Genomic DNA, 15,049 nt, shown 5'->3' with positions numbered 1-15,049 from the left:
AATCTGAACCACCATATCGCCCCGTACAAAAGGAGACTCCCCATGCATGACGTCGGAATGAACATGAGCCAGCTTGCTATGAGCGTCAAGCAGGTCGACGACACCATTGAGCTCGCTCACGAGTGGAGCCATCAGCTGCTGCATGCGACCGAGAACTTTGATATGGAGCGCATTGGCGCCAAGCTCGAGGCCGCCATGTCTGCGCTGCACGAGGCGCACGATGCGCTCGAGGGCTACGAGGAGGCCATCGAGGCAGATCACAACTCCGTCGGCTCTGTGAAACTGGTGTAACGTGGCCGAGCACGAGCACGCGCACGGCCACGGTGCGGACGACGATGCGAGCTGCCGCTGCAGCGGCCCCAGCTCCGAGCTGGTCCGCTTTTCGGTCACCGCGCCCGACGACCTGCTGCGCCGCTTTGACGAGCAGATCGCGCGCCGCGGTGACGTGGCTAACCGATCCGAGGCCGTACGCGATCTGATTCGCGCCTCGATCGCTAAGGAGCAGATGCGCACGCCCGACGAGCAGGTCATCGGTTCGCTCACCATGATCTATGACCATCATACCGGCGATCTGACGCGCCGTCTGGACGAGGTGCAGCACGACTACACCGACGAGATCGTCTCGACCATGCACGTGCATCTGGACCACCACAACTGCCTGGAGATTCTGGCACTCAAGGGTCGCGGCAAACGCGTCTATGAGCTAGCGGACCGGTTGCTAGGGCTGCGCGGCGTTAAGCACGGCGAGCTCACCTGCGCCGCCACCAAGCAAAGCCTGGGGCTCTAACAGCACACACTTCAATGAAGGGGAGCCACATGCGGCATGTGCATATTCATGTAACGGGCATTGTGCAGGGCGTTGGCATGCGGCCATTTGTGTATCGCGAGGCTATGGCGCATGGCATTTGCGGCTGGGTGCTCAACGCGGGCGATGGCGTACACATCGAGGCGCATGCTTCGGTCGAGGCACTCGACGGCTTTGTCGCCGCGCTGTCGGAGCACGCGCCTGCCGCGGCCCGCGTTGAGCATGTCGCTGTTGCAGACCTGGAGCCCGATGCTTGGGATGCCGACGATGAGCAGGCCTTTCGTATCGTAGCGTCGCGGGATCAGACCATGCACACGACGCTCATCTCCCCCGATATCGCCACCTGTGACGACTGCCTGCGCGAACTGTTCGACCCCGCCGACCGACGCTATCACTACCCCTTTATCAACTGCACCAACTGCGGGCCGCGCTTTACCATCATCCGGTCGCTGCCTTATGACCGAGCGGCCACGTCGATGGATTGCTTTCCCATGTGCCCCGAGTGCGCCGCAGAGTATGCCGACCCGCTTGACCGGCGCTTTCATGCGCAGCCCGATGCCTGCTTTGACTGCGGGCCACATATTACCTGGCGCGAGGCGGCGGGCGACATGGAGCTCGAGGACTCGGGGGCGACGCCAGCCGTCGGCAGCACGCGCGAAACCAGCGATGCCATTATTGACCGCTGTGTCGAGTTGCTGGCCAGCGGCGGTATTGTCGCCATCAAGGGCCTGGGCGGATTCCATCTGGCCTGCAACGCCGCCAATGAGCAGGCGGTGGTCGAGCTGCGCCGTCGCAAGCGCCGCAGCAACAAGCCGCTTGCCGTTATGGTGCGCAGCCTTGCCGATACTGAACGCCTGTGCCATGTCGATGATGCCGAGCGCGGCTTGCTGGCCGGTAGCATCCGCCCCATTGTGCTGCTGCGCCGCCGTGCTGTTGGCGAGGGAGATTCCCCCGACGGCCTTACACTCGCGCCATCCGTCGCGCACGATCTACCCGAGCTCGGCGTCATGCTCCCCTATACACCGCTTCAGCATCTGCTGCTTGCAGCTGCCGCGTCGCATGGCATGCACGCGCTGGTCATGACCAGCGGAAACCTGAGCGAGGAACCTATCGAAACTGATGACGGCCTTGCCTGGGAACACCTCGTTGCCGCCGGCATTGCCGACGCGCTACTCGGCAACGACCGCGCGATCCTCTCGCGCTACGATGATTCCGTGGTGCGCGCAGTCGGTGGGGTCGTTATGCCCGTGCGCCGCGCTCGCGGATATGCGCCTCGGCCGTTGCCGCTGCCGGTACTCGACGCCGTCGCGCCCTGCGTGCTCGCCTGCGGGCCGCAGCAAAAAGCCACGATCGCGCTCACGCGCGAGGACGCCGACGGCCATGTGGCCTGTTTTGTGTCGCAGCATATCGGCGATGTCGAAAACGGCGCGACCTTCGATGCCTGGAGCGCCGCCCGCGCACGTCTAGAAAACCTCTTTGACCTGACGCCTGCCGCCCTGGCATGCGACATGCATCCCAACTATCTATCGAGCCAGTGGGCGCGTGAGCGGGCACGGGAGCACAGTCTGCCGCTTATCGAAATCCAGCATCATCATGCGCACATCGCGAGCGTAATGGCAGAGGCGATTGTCGCTGGCCGGCTTGCGCCTGATGCACGCGTCCTCGGTATTGCCTTCGATGGTACGGGTGCCGGCACCGATGGGACCATTTGGGGCGGCGAGTTTCTTGTTGCCAGCCTTGGCGGCTTTGAGCGCGCCGCGCACCTGCGCACCTGGGCGCTCCCCGGCGGGGCGGCCTCCGTGCGCGACGCCCGGCGCAATGCCTTTGCCCTGCTCAGTGAGCTCGGCCTGCTCGAGCACCCGGGTGCCGCTCGGCTTTTGGACAGCCTCGACGAGCAAACGCGCAGCGTGACAGCCACCATGATCGAGCGCGGCATCAACAGCCCGCGCACCAGCAGCATGGGGCGTCTCTTTGATGCCGCAGCAGCGATTCTGGGCATCTGCGGCAAGGCAACCTACGAGGGCGAACCCGCCATAGAACTCGAAGCCGCCGCCTGGCGCGCGCTTGACGGTAAGCCCGTTCGTCTCGACGGCAATCATACAGGCGTATTCACGTCTGCGGACGACTCCCCCATCTTGGACCCCCAACCGCTCATCGAAGCTCTTCTGAATGGAATCGTGGCAGGCGTGCCGGCCGACCGGCTCGCCCTCGGGTTTCACATCGACATTACGCACGCTACGACCCACATCGCGTGCGAGATCTGTGATCGCGAAGGCCTCGATACCGTCGCGCTCTCGGGCGGTGTGTTCATGAACCGGCTTTTGCTTCAGCTCCTTACCCACGAACTCAAAGACGCCGGTCTTGCCGTCTTGGTCCCCCACGCTGTACCCGCCAACGACGGCTGCATCGCCTACGGTCAGGCCGCCATCGCTCGCGCTCGCCTCGCGCAGACGGCGTTGCGATAGGCTGTTTTGCCAGCCTGCGCGCCGCCGTCTCACAGGTGTAACGCGTTTGCTCGTGACTCCCGCGAGCGCTACCATCAACTGATGGGTAATTAGGCGCCTGTCCAGCGCAAAACGTATAAAAGGGGAACATTATGTGCCTTGCCGTTCCCGGTAAAGTGGTCAAACGCGACGACGACCTTAAGGCGACCGTCGACATGATGGGCATCGAGCGCCCCATTTCGCTGCGCCTCGTGCCGACGGCACAGGTAGGCGACTATATTCTCGTGCACGCCGGCTTTGGCATTCAGATTGTCGACGAGCAGGAAGCCCAAGAGACACTCGAGCTCGTCAATACCATGACCGAGCTGGCCGAAGAAGACCAACTGGCCAGCAATCCGGCCGAGGCATACTAGTGGCGGCCGGACAGCCGGCGCGCTCCGGTATCGACTTTTCGGCATTTCGCGACCCCAGGCTGGCTCGCGAGCTCATCGATCGTATTCATGAGCTTGTCGGCAAGCGCCGCATCAACCTTATGGAAGTCTGCGGTACGCATACCGTGAGCATTGGCCGCTATGGCTTTCGCTCCATTATGCCGACGGGGCTCAAACTGCTAAGCGGCCCGGGGTGCCCCGTTTGCGTCACCGCCAACCGCGACATCGATCACGCAATCGCGCTTTCCAACATGGACGGCGCCATCATCACCACCTTTGGCGACATGATGCGCGTGCCCGGATCGTCCACCTCGCTTGCCGCGCAAAAGGCGGCGGGGCGCGACATCCGCATCGTCTATTCTCCGCTCGACGCACTCGACATTGCCGAGCAAAATCCCGAACGCCCGGTCATCTTTATGGGCGTCGGCTTTGAGACCACAACGCCCACCATTGCCGCCGCTATCCTGGAGGCCGACGCGCGCGGGCTCCAGAACTTCTCGGTCTACTGTGCTCACAAGACCACGCCGCCGGCTCTGCGTGCGATCTCCAACGACCCCGAGACCGCCATCGACGGCTTTATCCTGCCTGGTCACGTCGCTACCATCACAGGCCTGGCACCCTTTGGGTTTTTGGTCGATGAGTTCGAGACCCCCGGCGTAGTCACCGGGTTTGAGCCGGTCGATATCTTGCAGGGCATCTGCATGCTGGTCCAGATGGTTGTCGAGCACAGGCCCGCAATCGACAACGCCTACCGCCGTGGCGTCAACGCAGACGGCAACCCCGTGGCGCGCCAGCTGGTCGAGCAGGTGTTTGAGCCATGCGACACCACGTGGCGCGGGCTGGGGCCGATTGCCAACTCGGGCCTTTCCATCCGCCCCAAGTTCTCGCGCTTTGATGCCCGCACTCGCTTTGACGTGCCCGTTGAGGCGACGGTTGAGCCGCGCGGATGCCGCTGCGGCGACGTGCTGCGCGGGGCCATTACACCGAGCGACTGCCCGCTGTTCGGCCACGCATGTACGCCCGAACATCCCGTCGGACCGTGCATGGTGAGCTCCGAGGGCAGCTGTGCAGCATATTTCCGCTACCGAGGCTGTTAGGTTCCGCCGTTCTAACGAACGGCGGACCGGTCGACGCTGCGCGCCATTCAGGCGAGCGATTTGCCTTTCAATCGTCGGCTGCGGGCAAAAGCCCAGCAGCCTCCTCTTTCAAGGCAACTCACTTCGCCTGAATGGCGCTCGCTGACTTTTACTTAACATCGATTCTGCCACACTCAGCTATTGCCGACCCCCCACGATTGGAGTTTTCGATATGTCCCGTACTGCCACCGATAGCACTGTCCTGTTGGGCCACGGCTCTGGCGGTCAGATGATGAAGCGCATCATCGACGAGGTCTTTCTGGATGCCTTTGGGTCGCCCGAGCTGCTTGAGGGCAACGATGCCGGCGTCGCCGCACTGCCTGTGAGCGGGCGCATCGCCATGTCGACCGACAGCTTTGTGGTCTCGCCACAGTTCTTCCCCGGTGGCAACATCGGCCGACTCGCCGTGTGCGGAACCGTCAACGATGTCGCGACCTCGGGCGCCAACGTGCGCTACCTATCGTGCGGCTTTATCCTCGAAGAGGGCTATCCCATGGAGAAGCTCCGCCAGATCGTGCAGACCATGGCCGAGACCGCGCGCGAGGCGGGCGTGGCGATCATCACGGGCGACACCAAAGTGGTCGAGCGCGGCGGGGCCGACGGCGTCTACATCAATACCGCCGGCGTGGGCGAGGTGCCCGAGGGCGTGGCGCTCAGCGGCGCCAACTGCCAGCCTGGCGATGTCATCCTGGTGTCGGGTACACTCGGCGACCACGGCATCGCCATCATGAGCCAACGCGAGGGTCTGGCGTTTTCGAGCACCATCGAAAGCGATGCCGCGCCGCTCAACCACCTGATCGCCGACGTACTGGCCGCAGCGCCCGACACGCGCTGCTTCCGCGACCCCACGCGCGGTGGCCTGGCGTCCACACTCAACGAGTTTGCTCAGGCCAGCGGCGTTGCCATGGAGGTCGACGAGGATGCCGTGCCCGTGCGCCCCGACGTGCAGGCAGCCTGCGAGATGCTCGGCTACGATGTGCTGCAGGTGGCAAACGAGGGCAAGATGGTCGCCGTGGTGCCGGCTGAGCAGGCCGATGCCGCGCTGGCGGCCATGCGCGCCGCCCGCTACGGAGAGAACGCTGCCATTATCGGCCGCGTGCTGCCGCTTGCCGAGGGCGCCCGCCCCGCCGTGCGCGTACGCACCGGCTGGGGCTCGACCCGTATCCTCGACATGCTCGTAGGAGAGCAGCTGCCGAGGATTTGCTAACGACAAAGGCTCGGGGCTATTAAAGATATTCAGATTCCAAACATGCCCGGCACGCATGCCCAGTATCATGGGGTGCGTTTTACAACTCAAGCGGCAGGAGCACCCATGGCAGCAGCTTTTACCCATGTGATCTTTGATCTGGACGGCACCATCCTCAACACGCTCGAGGACCTGGCAGCCGCCGGTAACCATACCTGTGAGATGCACGGCTGGCCCACGTTTGCCGTTGACGAATACCGCTATAAGGTGGGAAACGGCATGCTCAAGCTGGTTGAGCGCTTTATGCCCGCCGAGTATGCGGGCGACGGGCGTATGTTTGAGCAGACGCTTGCCGAGTTTAGGGCCTATTACGGCGAGCACAAGGAGGACCACACCGCGCCCTATGCCGGTACGATCGAAATGCTCGACCGCCTGCGCACCGCGGGCGTCACGCTCGCCGTGCTCACTAACAAGGACCACGTCTCGACGGCACCGCTCATCGAGAAGTATTTTGGTTCCGAGCGCTTTGCGCTGGTGCAGGGCCGTGTTGATTCGTTTCCGCCCAAGCCCGAAGCACCCGTCACACTGCATGTGATGGAAGAACTGGGCGCCGATCCGGCAACCACGCTCTATGTGGGCGATTCGAATGTCGATGTTCTGACCGGCCACAACGCCGGCCTTAAGAGCGCGGGTGTCAGCTGGGGCTTCCGCGGCCGCGCAGAGCTGGAAGCCGCCGGCGCCGACTACGTGGTGGACACCCAAGACGAGCTCACGGCGCTGATCCTGGGCGAGTAACGAAGTCGCCACCTAACGCGGCCGTAGCGACTCTGCCACGCGGAAAGCGCGCCCCACTATTCGGCCAAAACCGGGTCGCATTTTCCCGAGCCCTCGATGCAACGCTGGCGCAAGGAGTGTCCCCGGCTGCCGACAGAAAAGGAACGTCCCCATCTGCCGCCTTAAGCCAGCCAAGGGAGCGTCGTTGTTTTGGCAACGACAGCGAAAGCCCGCCAGAGCGAGCAAGGTGACGTGAAATGAAAGGGCGCTGACCTTCTGGTCGCGCCCTTGAAATTGAACGTCAGATTGCCGCTCTGGCGGGCTTGCAGCGTCGAGCCGTTACGCGGTTTGGCAAAACCGCGTAACAAACTACCGCGTAACTCCCCTAGTTCATCATTGCATTCATCATCTCGGTGGTTGCGGAATCGTCGGCAGACCACTCGTTATCCTCGTTGGCGGAATACTTAAAGGTGACCTTGGTGTCCTTGGGCTTGGCGGCCTTGGTCACATCGACCATAACCTGACCGGCCATCTTGTACAGCTCGTCATCGGAAGGAACCGTATCAAGCGCGGCGACCTTCTCCTGATACTGGGTGGAAAAGTCCTCGACGATCTGATTCATGGACTTGCAGGTAATGGTGACCTCGGCAGTCGCGGTACCCTTGTCCTCGTCGACCGTCACGTCGCCGATCTTGTAGTCAAAGCCCTCGAGATAGCTCTTGGCGTACTCCTTGGGATCGATGCCCAGCTGCTCGAACTCGTCGCCCGAAGCCTCTTCCAGGCCGGCGAGGAAGTCGTCGCCACCGTTCTTGACCTCGTCAAACTGCGTCGTAAGATCCTCGGTAATGAGCTCCTCAACCGAAGGACCTCCGCAGCCGGAAAGCACAACCACGCACGCGACCAGAACAGCCATCAGGGGCGCAAGCAGCAGCTTCTTCTTCATGACATTCCTCCCAACAAGCGGCACCGCGCTTCCCAACACGGTGCACGTCGTAACAATAAGGCCATACTAGCCGCTAACGAACACCCCCGGCAAAGCAAAAGCGCAGTCGGCTCGATTTAACGTCCGAACGGTTTACCGGTCCGCCCAACGCGCAATAAAACGTTCCGCCGCATTGTAATAAAAAAGGGCGGCCGGATAACCCGACCACCCTTGTACATCCTTATGTTGCCGCAGCTTACTTGCGGACGACCTTGACGATGGCATCACCGGCGGCGACAGCGGAGTCAGCCTCGACGGCGAGCTCGACGTCGGCGAACTCGGCGGTGTTGGACACAGCCACGACGACGCAGTCCTTGTAGCCGGCAGCGGCGATCTTGGCGCGGTCGATCTTGAGCATGGGCTGGCCAGCCTTAACGACATCGTCGGCCTTGACGAAGCCCTCGAAGCCGTCGCCGTTCATGTTGACGGTATCGACGCCAACGTGCACCAGGACCTCGATGCCATTATCGGACTGCAGACCCACGGCGTGACCCATGGTGACGGTCACCTTGCCGTCGCAGGGGGCATAGACCAGGTCGTCCTCGGGCCACACGGCGCAGCCCTTGCCCAGAACCTCGCCACCAAAGACGGGATCGGGCACGTCGGCCATCTTGATGACCTTGCCCTTGACGGGCGAGCACAGCACGTCGGCGCCGGCAGAAGCAGAGATGGAGGCCGGAGCAGCGGCAGCCGCGGGCTCAGCCTTCTTCTTGAACATGTCAAACAGACCCATAGGTTTTCTCCTCTTGATTAAGCGCAACGTTATGCGCATGCCTATGGTGATTATAGTGCCAAATGGTTCAAATGCTAAGGTGGGGACTCGAATCGCGAGCCCATCCCGAGGCTTTTCCACGGTGGCACTCATCTTGTCGATTAAGCCAGGCCCTCGGTACCGTTGGACTTGATGATCTTCTGGTAGGCGAAGAAGCTGTCCTTGCGGCGGCGCTCGTAAGTGCCGGTGCCGTCATCGTACTTATCGACGTGGATAAAGCCGTAGCGCTTGCGCATCTCGCCGGTGCCGGCAGAGACCAGGTCGATGGGACCCCACCAGGTATAGGCGATCAGGTCGACGCCGTCCTCGATAGCCTCGCCCATGGCTTTGACATGGCTCTGGAGGTAGGCGATGCGGTACGGGTCGTGAATGGAGCCGTCCTCCTCCACCTCGTCGTAGGCGCCCATGCCGTTCTCGACCACCATCAGCGGAATCTCGTAGCGGGCGTAGATCTCGTTGAGGGCGATACGCAGGCCCGTCGGGTCAATCTGCCAGCCCCAGTCGGTGCTCTCGAGGTAGGGGTTCTTGCCGCCAAGGGTCATGTTGCCCTCGGTCATCTCGTGGTCCTTGTGGGTGCCCACGGTGCCCGACATGTAGTAGCTAAAGGTGTAGAAGTCGACCTTGCCGTCGGCGATGTCCTGCAGGTCGCCGTCGGCGATGTTAAGCTCGATACCGTTCTCGGCCCAGAAGCGCTTGGCGTAGAACGGGTATTTGCCGCGCACCTGCACGTCGGAGCAGTACCAGTTCATGGTGTTCATCTCCTGCTGGGTGGCAAAGACGTCGGCCGGGTCGCACGTGGCGGCATAGGACAGGATAAAGCAGTCCATGTTGCCCATCTTGAGTTTGGGGAAGTGCTCGTGCGCATAGCGGATGGCGCGACCGCTCGCCACAAACTGGTGGTGGAGGGCCTGGAAGCGCTGCTGCGGGGTGGTGTGGGCGCCGGAGGCCGGGCCCTCGTAGCCGCGAATCATGCTGGTCTCAAAGAGGTTGCCCAGGTCCAGGGCGCCACAGTTGATCTCGTTGAAGGTGAGCCAGTAGGTCACCTTGTCGTGATAGCGCTCGAGCACGGTCTGGGCATAGCGTTCAAAGAAGCCGATAAGCTCGCGGCTCTCCCAACCGTTGTACTTCTCGACCAGGGCATAGGGCATCTCGTAGTGGCTGAGCGTAACAAGCGGCTCGATGTTGTGTGCGCGCAGGCAGTCGAAGACACGGTCGTAGAAGGCGAGGCCGGCCTCGTTGGGCTCGGCATCGTCACCGTTGGGGAAGATGCGGCTCCAGGAAATGGACATGCGGAACATGTTGAAGCCCATCTCGGCAAAGAGCGCGATGTCTTCCTCGTAGTGATGGTAGAAGTCGATACCGTCGTGATTGGGGTAGAAGCGGTTGGGGTCGATGTCGAGCGTAATCTGACGTGGCTCCTTGTAGCTGCCGCCCAGGAAGTGGTCATCTACGCTGGGGCCGCGGCCGTCAACGTTCCATGCGCCCTCAAACTGGTTTGCGGCCGTGGCGCCGCCCCAAAAGAATCCCTCGGGAAATCCCATATGTGCCTCCTCGCAGCGGGTTTTATGTGCTGAGCTGAGTATCGCGCGCGCCCGGGCGCCCAAGGCGCGGAGGCGCTGCATTGGACACTTCTTTTCGCCCCAACACGTCCGCCGGCTGACACTTTTTGATACCGAGGCCTAGACGGGGCAAAAATCGACCTGACGGCCACCCTCCAACCTGGGTGGATGAAACGAAACATGAGACACAGTATTTAGGTGTGGCATATCGATAGCTAAAAGCCCGTTCCGTCTTACTCATCCACGGTATTTTGCCGGCGTGCAGCCGTAGGCGGCGCGGAACTTGCGATAGAAAAAGCTCATGTTCTCGTAGCCAACGGCGCGCGCCGCCGCCTCGGCCGTGGCACCCGCGCGCAAGAGCTCCACGGCACGCACGAGTCTGCGCTCCTGGACCAGCTGCCGATAGGTCTTTCCCACATGCTGCTTGAGCAGCGCCGACGCGTAGTTGGGGCTCACATGAAAGCGTGCCGCCATCTCCTCGAGCGAGCAGGCGGCAAACGAACGCTCGATATAGCCGAGCATCCCTGCTACGAGCGAGGCCGCGCGCCCCGACTCATCGCGCCCCGCCGCCGCGCCGCGCACGAGCTCGCGCTCGTAGCAATCCATGAGCTCGGCCAACAGGAGCTGAAACAGGCGCAGAACGATCTCGGCGCTGTTGAGGCTCGGCTCGTAGTGTTCGCAGAGCATCTCCTGCATGTAGCGTCGCACGCGCCGACTCTCCCCGCAGCGAAAGCGCACGTGCCCGCGATGGTCGGTCTCACTGTTGAGCGCGTTAAACAAAAACCGCGATACTGCACTCTCGCGCGAGAGGCTCGCCTCGAGGCTGCGCTGTAAAAAGGTGCGTGAAACGGTCATACTCAACATGATGTCTTCCTCGCCGAGCGCCGCCACCGCATGCGGGCAGGCGGCGTCGAGCAGCAGCACCTCGTTGCGCTCGAGCACGAGCTTCTCCCCCGCAACCGCCTGCGGACAGCGCCCCCGGTACACATAGCTGATCTCAACGTAGTCGTGCACATGCTCGGGTACCGCGTTAAAGCGCGAGTTTCTCCTAATCATCAGGCCAGCTGGCATTCCGGCCTGAGTATATTCCGTCCCAATCTGCCCGATCTTTCGCACCGACCGTCCGTCGACCTCAACACGCTCGGTCATGATCGACCAGTCAAAGGGAGCCTCGTCCCTATATCGCCTCTCGCTGGCGCTCAGCTCGCTCAGCCGGCGCTCGAGCTCCAAGATCTCCATGTCCCCGCCAATCGTTGATTCGGTCATATTCTGCCGTGATTTGGATATTAGCACGCCGCCGCCCGCACGCCAGAATGGAGTCATGCAACATACGCTGCCCACCATCGGCTTGCAAGGAGGATCCATGACCGCGTACTACCAGCAGGTACTCAACGGTACCTACGACAACCACGTGCTCCCGTTTTTGTGGATGAAGGGCGAGAGCCAACAGACCATTGCCGAGTATCTGGAGAAGATTGCCGGCGCCGATACCCACGAGGTCTGCCTCGAGAGTCGCCCGCATCCCGATTTTTGCGGTGAGGGCTGGTGGCGCGACCTGCGCTTTGTGATCGACACGTGTAAGCAGCTGGGCCTCAAGATCTGGATCTTGGACGACGCACACTTTCCCACCGGATACGCCAACGGCGCCGTCAAGAAGGCGGCGCCCGAGCTCCGCAAGGTCGTTCTCACCCACCGCACCATCGACGTGGTGGGCCCCACGCCGCAGGCGAGCATCGTGCTCACCAACATGTTCGACAAGACGGAGCGCTTCTATGGCGTTACGTTTATGCAGGAGGGGTGCGCCGTCGAGGTGGAGCACCGCGTAATCGAGGACGAGCACGGCATGCCCTGCCGCTTGGTCTTTGACGCACCGGCCGGCATTACGCAGGCGTGCGTAATGTTCACGAGCGGCAAGACCTCCTACAACGAGGACTACATCAACATGGTCGACCGTGCCTCGGTGGCGCAGCTCATCAATGCCGTGTACGAGCCGCACTTTGCGCATCTGGGCGATGAGTTTGGCGAGACCATCCTGGGCTTTTTCTCCGATGAACCCGGCTTTGCCAACGAGAAGGGCGCCACCGATGCCGATGGTATCTCCGACACGCTCATCGGTAAGGCCACCGCGCCCCTGCCCTGGTCGGCTGAGCTCGAGCGCCGCCTGCGCGCGGCGCTGGGCGAGCGCTACCTGGACGAGCTCCCGCATCTGTGGGATCGCAAGGACGCCGGCGCGCACGTGCGCCACGTGTACATGGACATTGCGAGCACGCTCTACAAGGAGTGCTTCTGCGACCAGCTCGGCGACTGGTGCCGCGCGCACGGCGTGCAGTATATCGGCCACGTGATCGAAGACAAGGATTGCCACGCGCGCCTGGGTGTGGGCGCCGGCCACTACTTCCGCGCCGTGGGCGGCCAGGACATGGCGGGCGTGGACATCGTGATCAACCAGCTCATCCCCGGCATGGACCAGGGACTCCACTCCTACGGCCGCGGCGTGTGGGACCTGGAGTTCTACAACTACGTGCTGCCCAAGCTGGGCTCCTCGGCAGCGCATCTCGACCCCAAAAAGCAGGGCCGCTGCATGGCCGAGGTGTTTGGCGCTTTTGGCTGGCACGAGGGCCTGCGCGAGATGAAATGGATCGCCGACCACTTTATGGTGCGCGGCGTCAACTGGTTTGTGCCGCACGCCTTTAGCATGGCCGCCTTCCCCGACTTCGACTGCCCGCCGCACTTCTACGCGCACGGTCAGAACCCCCAGTTTGCGCACCTTGGCAAGCTCATGAGCTACATGAACCGCACCTCGAGCCTGCTTTCGGGTGGACGAGCCGTCACGCCGGTGGCGCTTCTGTACCACGCCGACGCCGAGTGGGCGGGCGAGGCCTCGTTTATGCAGCATGCCGCCGCCGAGCTTGTGCGTGCGCAGATCGATTTCGATATCGTGCCGGCCGAGGCGTTTGAAGATACCGAGCGCTACGTCGTGGAGTTCGCCGCAGACGGCAGCGGCTTTAGCGTGAACGGCCAGGCGTACCGCTGCCTGGTGATGCCCGGCGCCGAATATGCCGGCGGGGCCGTACTCAACTTTGCCGCGCGCGCTGCGGCCGCAGGCGTTGGCGTATATGCCCTGGATAAGCTGCCGAGCAAGCGCTATGACGGCGAAGCTGCCAGCCGCGCGGGCTTTGCCCCTGTGGAGGCCAACGAGCTTGCAGGCGTGCGCGTTGTTGCCACTTCTGAGCTTGCGAGCGTGCTCGCCGCAGCTGGCATGCAGACCGTGGCGTGCACCGATCCGCAGCCGTGGCTGCGCGCGCTTCGCTACGACCGCGCCAACGAGAGCTACCTCATGCTGGTAAACGAGCATCCCAAGCAGGGCATTCACACGCATGTTGAGCTCGCTGACGGCGCGCCCGTGCACGGCGTGCGCCTCGATTTGCTCAACGGCAGCGCACCCGTCGCCTTTGACGGCACGCTTGAGCTCGCGCCCTACGAGAGCTGCATTGTGGTGCTCGGGACCGAGGCGCCCGCTGCCGACGAGCGCGGAGGCTCCGATGCCGAGCGTGAGGTCACGCGCGTTGACGGCCCCTGGAACGTCTCCTTTGCCGCGCCCGGCGCCGATGTCGCGCACCTGGCCTTTGGCGAGTCCGTCGAGCTTGACGACCTGCACGATCTTTCCTGCGCCGAATTCCCCGGCAAAGCGGGCATCTTCCGCTATCAGGTAAGCTTTGTCGTTGCTGAGAACCTCGCCGGCGCCGCGCTCGACCTGGGCGAGGTCTTTGAGACCGCCACGGTCACGCTTGACGGTGTGGACCTGGGATGCCGCATCTGTCCGCCCTACCGCTTTGAGCTCGGCACCCTTGCCGCCGGCGAGCACACGCTCACAATCGATGTGATCAACACCCTCGACCACGCCATTCCCGACATCTTCGCCCTCACCGAACCCTCCGAACCCAGCGGCCTGCTCGGCCCCGTCCGCTTGCTCGGGTAACGGCCCCTTACGGGACGCCCGGCTTGCTCTCCCCAGCCAAGCCGGGCGTTTTGTTTACCGCTATGATTGATACATCGCGATACGAACGCATAGGAGTCATATGGACATCAAGCGCAAAATCACGCAGGGCAAGGAGCTCACCCCCACCGAGCAGCAGCTCGGGCAGACGGTTCTTGCCATGGGCGAGGACGTCCGCGGGCTCTCCATTAAGGAATTTGCGCGCCAGGCCAATGTCTCCGTTGCGAGCATCCACCGCTTTTGCAAAAAGCTCGGCCTCGAGGGCTTCAAAGAACTCAAGGTCGAGCTGATGCGCGCAGCCTCGCGCGCGGACTCCGCCCCCGAGGTGGATATCAACTTTCCCTTTGATGCGACCTCCAGCGCCCAGGAGATCTCCGAGCGCATGGCGCGACTGTACGAGACCACGCTTTCCGAGACGCGCGAGATCCTCGACCCGGCACAGCTCGACTACGCCGCCAAACTCGTCTTACGCGCCGACACCGTGGACATCTACACGGGCTCGCATAACCTGTATCCGGCGGGAATGTTTCGCGATCGCCTGCTTTCCGCCGGTAAGAGCTCGACGTGCTACGACAATATCGAGGCCCAAGTGCGCACGGCGCTCGCCTCGGGCCCCGACCATACGGCAATCGTCATCTCCTACAGCGGCCTTGCCCCCAACCTCAAGGAGATCTTGCCGATCCTCTGCAGTCGACATGTCCCGGTCATCGTCATCGGCACGCCATACTGTGCCCGCATTCACCCCGGCTTTGCCGCCTATCTCACCGTGAGCGATATCGAGAGCCTGAGCCACCGCATCACGCAGTTTGCCAGTCACATCGCCGTGCAATACGTGCTCGATTCGCTCTACAGCAGCTACTTTGCCAAAGATTACGCCCGCTGCTCCGAGTTCCTCGAGCAGTCCTTCCCCTTTACCAAGCTGCCCGGGCTCAAATAAAACGAGAGAGGATTTTTGGACACTTA

At 62.6% G+C, this 15,049-nt stretch carries 13 protein-coding genes; 9 read left to right on the top strand and 4 right to left on the bottom strand.

What is annotated here, in order from left to right:
* The first annotated feature begins 42 nt into the window (after positions 1 to 42).
* The 7 genes from DWX25_RS06505 to DWX25_RS06475 all read left to right on the top strand — a co-directional run bounded on the left by DWX25_RS06505 (position 43) and on the right by DWX25_RS06475 (position 6,797).
* Positions 43 to 291: a hypothetical protein gene (locus DWX25_RS06505; RefSeq protein WP_117564540.1), complete on the top strand. Its 249-nt coding sequence runs from the start codon at positions 43 to 45 to the stop codon at positions 289 to 291.
* Between the two features lies 1 nt (position 292).
* The gene (gene nikR / locus DWX25_RS06500; protein WP_117793932.1) at positions 293 to 787 is read left to right on the top strand and encodes a nickel-responsive transcriptional regulator NikR; all 495 of its coding nucleotides are present in this window, start codon (positions 293 to 295) and stop codon (positions 785 to 787) included.
* Between the two features lie 29 nt (positions 788 to 816).
* Complete coding sequence (hypF, locus tag DWX25_RS06495; RefSeq protein ID WP_117798897.1) at positions 817 to 3,270, top strand: carbamoyltransferase HypF; 2,454 nt, start codon at positions 817 to 819, stop codon at positions 3,268 to 3,270.
* A gap of 131 nt (positions 3,271 to 3,401) precedes the next feature.
* Positions 3,402 to 3,662: a HypC/HybG/HupF family hydrogenase formation chaperone gene (locus DWX25_RS06490; protein WP_117793930.1), complete on the top strand. Its 261-nt coding sequence runs from the start codon at positions 3,402 to 3,404 to the stop codon at positions 3,660 to 3,662.
* Positions 3,662 to 4,777 carry a hydrogenase formation protein HypD gene (hypD, locus tag DWX25_RS06485; RefSeq protein ID WP_233505206.1) on the top strand — a complete coding sequence of 372 codons (1,116 nt, stop codon included), beginning with the start codon at positions 3,662 to 3,664 and terminating at the stop codon, positions 4,775 to 4,777. Before DWX25_RS06490 ends, hypD begins: the two co-directional genes overlap by 1 nt.
* Positions 4,778 to 4,988: 211 nt before the next feature.
* Positions 4,989 to 6,023 carry a hydrogenase expression/formation protein HypE gene (hypE, locus tag DWX25_RS06480; RefSeq protein WP_117798896.1) on the top strand — a complete coding sequence of 345 codons (1,035 nt, stop codon included), beginning with the start codon at positions 4,989 to 4,991 and terminating at the stop codon, positions 6,021 to 6,023.
* Between the two features lie 105 nt (positions 6,024 to 6,128).
* Entirely contained in the window at positions 6,129 to 6,797 is a 669-nt protein-coding gene (locus DWX25_RS06475) for an HAD family hydrolase (RefSeq protein ID WP_117798895.1), read from the top strand.
* Positions 6,798 to 7,161: 364 nt separating this feature from the next.
* On the opposite strand, the gene DWX25_RS06470 is transcribed toward DWX25_RS06475, so the two are convergent.
* The 4 genes from DWX25_RS06470 to DWX25_RS09390 all read right to left on the bottom strand — a co-directional run bounded on the left by DWX25_RS06470 (position 7,162) and on the right by DWX25_RS09390 (position 11,328).
* Positions 7,162 to 7,719: a hypothetical protein gene (locus DWX25_RS06470; protein ID WP_117798894.1), complete on the bottom strand. Its 558-nt coding sequence runs from the start codon at positions 7,717 to 7,719 to the stop codon at positions 7,162 to 7,164.
* 235 nt (positions 7,720 to 7,954) lie between these two features.
* Positions 7,955 to 8,491, bottom strand: coding sequence for a PTS glucose transporter subunit IIA (locus DWX25_RS06465; RefSeq protein ID WP_117735368.1), 537 nt, complete (start codon positions 8,489 to 8,491; stop codon positions 7,955 to 7,957).
* 140 nt (positions 8,492 to 8,631) lie between these two features.
* Complete coding sequence (locus DWX25_RS06460; RefSeq protein ID WP_117798893.1) at positions 8,632 to 10,071, bottom strand: glycoside hydrolase family 1 protein; 1,440 nt, start codon at positions 10,069 to 10,071, stop codon at positions 8,632 to 8,634.
* A 255-nt stretch (positions 10,072 to 10,326) separates the two neighbouring features.
* On the bottom strand, positions 10,327 to 11,328 hold the full coding sequence (locus tag DWX25_RS09390; protein ID WP_158557565.1) for an AraC family transcriptional regulator: 1,002 nt from the start codon (positions 11,326 to 11,328) through the stop codon (positions 10,327 to 10,329).
* Between the two features lie 124 nt (positions 11,329 to 11,452).
* On the opposite strand from DWX25_RS09390, the gene DWX25_RS06445 reads away from it, so the two are divergent.
* Both DWX25_RS06445 and DWX25_RS06440 read left to right on the top strand, forming a co-directional pair.
* Positions 11,453 to 14,068 carry a glycosyl hydrolase gene (locus DWX25_RS06445; protein WP_158557564.1) on the top strand — a complete coding sequence of 872 codons (2,616 nt, stop codon included), beginning with the start codon at positions 11,453 to 11,455 and terminating at the stop codon, positions 14,066 to 14,068.
* A gap of 100 nt (positions 14,069 to 14,168) precedes the next feature.
* Positions 14,169 to 15,023 carry a MurR/RpiR family transcriptional regulator gene (locus DWX25_RS06440; protein ID WP_117735663.1) on the top strand — a complete coding sequence of 285 codons (855 nt, stop codon included), beginning with the start codon at positions 14,169 to 14,171 and terminating at the stop codon, positions 15,021 to 15,023.
* Positions 15,024 to 15,049: the final 26 nt, after the last annotated feature.

This window comes from Collinsella sp. AF18-8LB (genome assembly GCF_003459795.1).
In the GTDB taxonomy this organism is placed as follows: domain Bacteria; phylum Actinomycetota; class Coriobacteriia; order Coriobacteriales; family Coriobacteriaceae; genus Collinsella.
The sequence above is the reverse complement of the archived record's forward strand: the minus strand, read 5'-3'. Positions and strand labels throughout refer to the sequence as shown.

What these genes read in the sequence shown, in the direction of transcription:
- DWX25_RS06505 (WP_117564540.1), top strand. Translation starts at nt 43, where the DNA reads ATGCATGACGTCGGAATGAACATGAGCCAGCTTGCTATGAGCGTCAAG.
- hypF (WP_117798897.1), top strand. Translation starts at nt 817, where the DNA reads ATGCGGCATGTGCATATTCATGTAACGGGCATTGTGCAGGGCGTTGGC.
- DWX25_RS06490 (WP_117793930.1), top strand. Translation starts at nt 3,402, where the DNA reads ATGTGCCTTGCCGTTCCCGGTAAAGTGGTCAAACGCGACGACGACCTT.
- hypE (WP_117798896.1), top strand. Translation starts at nt 4,989, where the DNA reads ATGTCCCGTACTGCCACCGATAGCACTGTCCTGTTGGGCCACGGCTCT.
- DWX25_RS06475 (WP_117798895.1), top strand. Translation starts at nt 6,129, where the DNA reads ATGGCAGCAGCTTTTACCCATGTGATCTTTGATCTGGACGGCACCATC.
- DWX25_RS06470 (WP_117798894.1), bottom strand. Translation starts at nt 7,719, where the DNA reads ATGAAGAAGAAGCTGCTGCTTGCGCCCCTGATGGCTGTTCTGGTCGCG.
- DWX25_RS06465 (WP_117735368.1), bottom strand. Translation starts at nt 8,491, where the DNA reads ATGGGTCTGTTTGACATGTTCAAGAAGAAGGCTGAGCCCGCGGCTGCC.
- DWX25_RS06460 (WP_117798893.1), bottom strand. Translation starts at nt 10,071, where the DNA reads ATGGGATTTCCCGAGGGATTCTTTTGGGGCGGCGCCACGGCCGCAAAC.
- DWX25_RS09390 (WP_158557565.1), bottom strand. Translation starts at nt 11,328, where the DNA reads ATGGAGATCTTGGAGCTCGAGCGCCGGCTGAGCGAGCTGAGCGCCAGC.
- DWX25_RS06445 (WP_158557564.1), top strand. Translation starts at nt 11,453, where the DNA reads ATGACCGCGTACTACCAGCAGGTACTCAACGGTACCTACGACAACCAC.
- DWX25_RS06440 (WP_117735663.1), top strand. Translation starts at nt 14,169, where the DNA reads ATGGACATCAAGCGCAAAATCACGCAGGGCAAGGAGCTCACCCCCACC.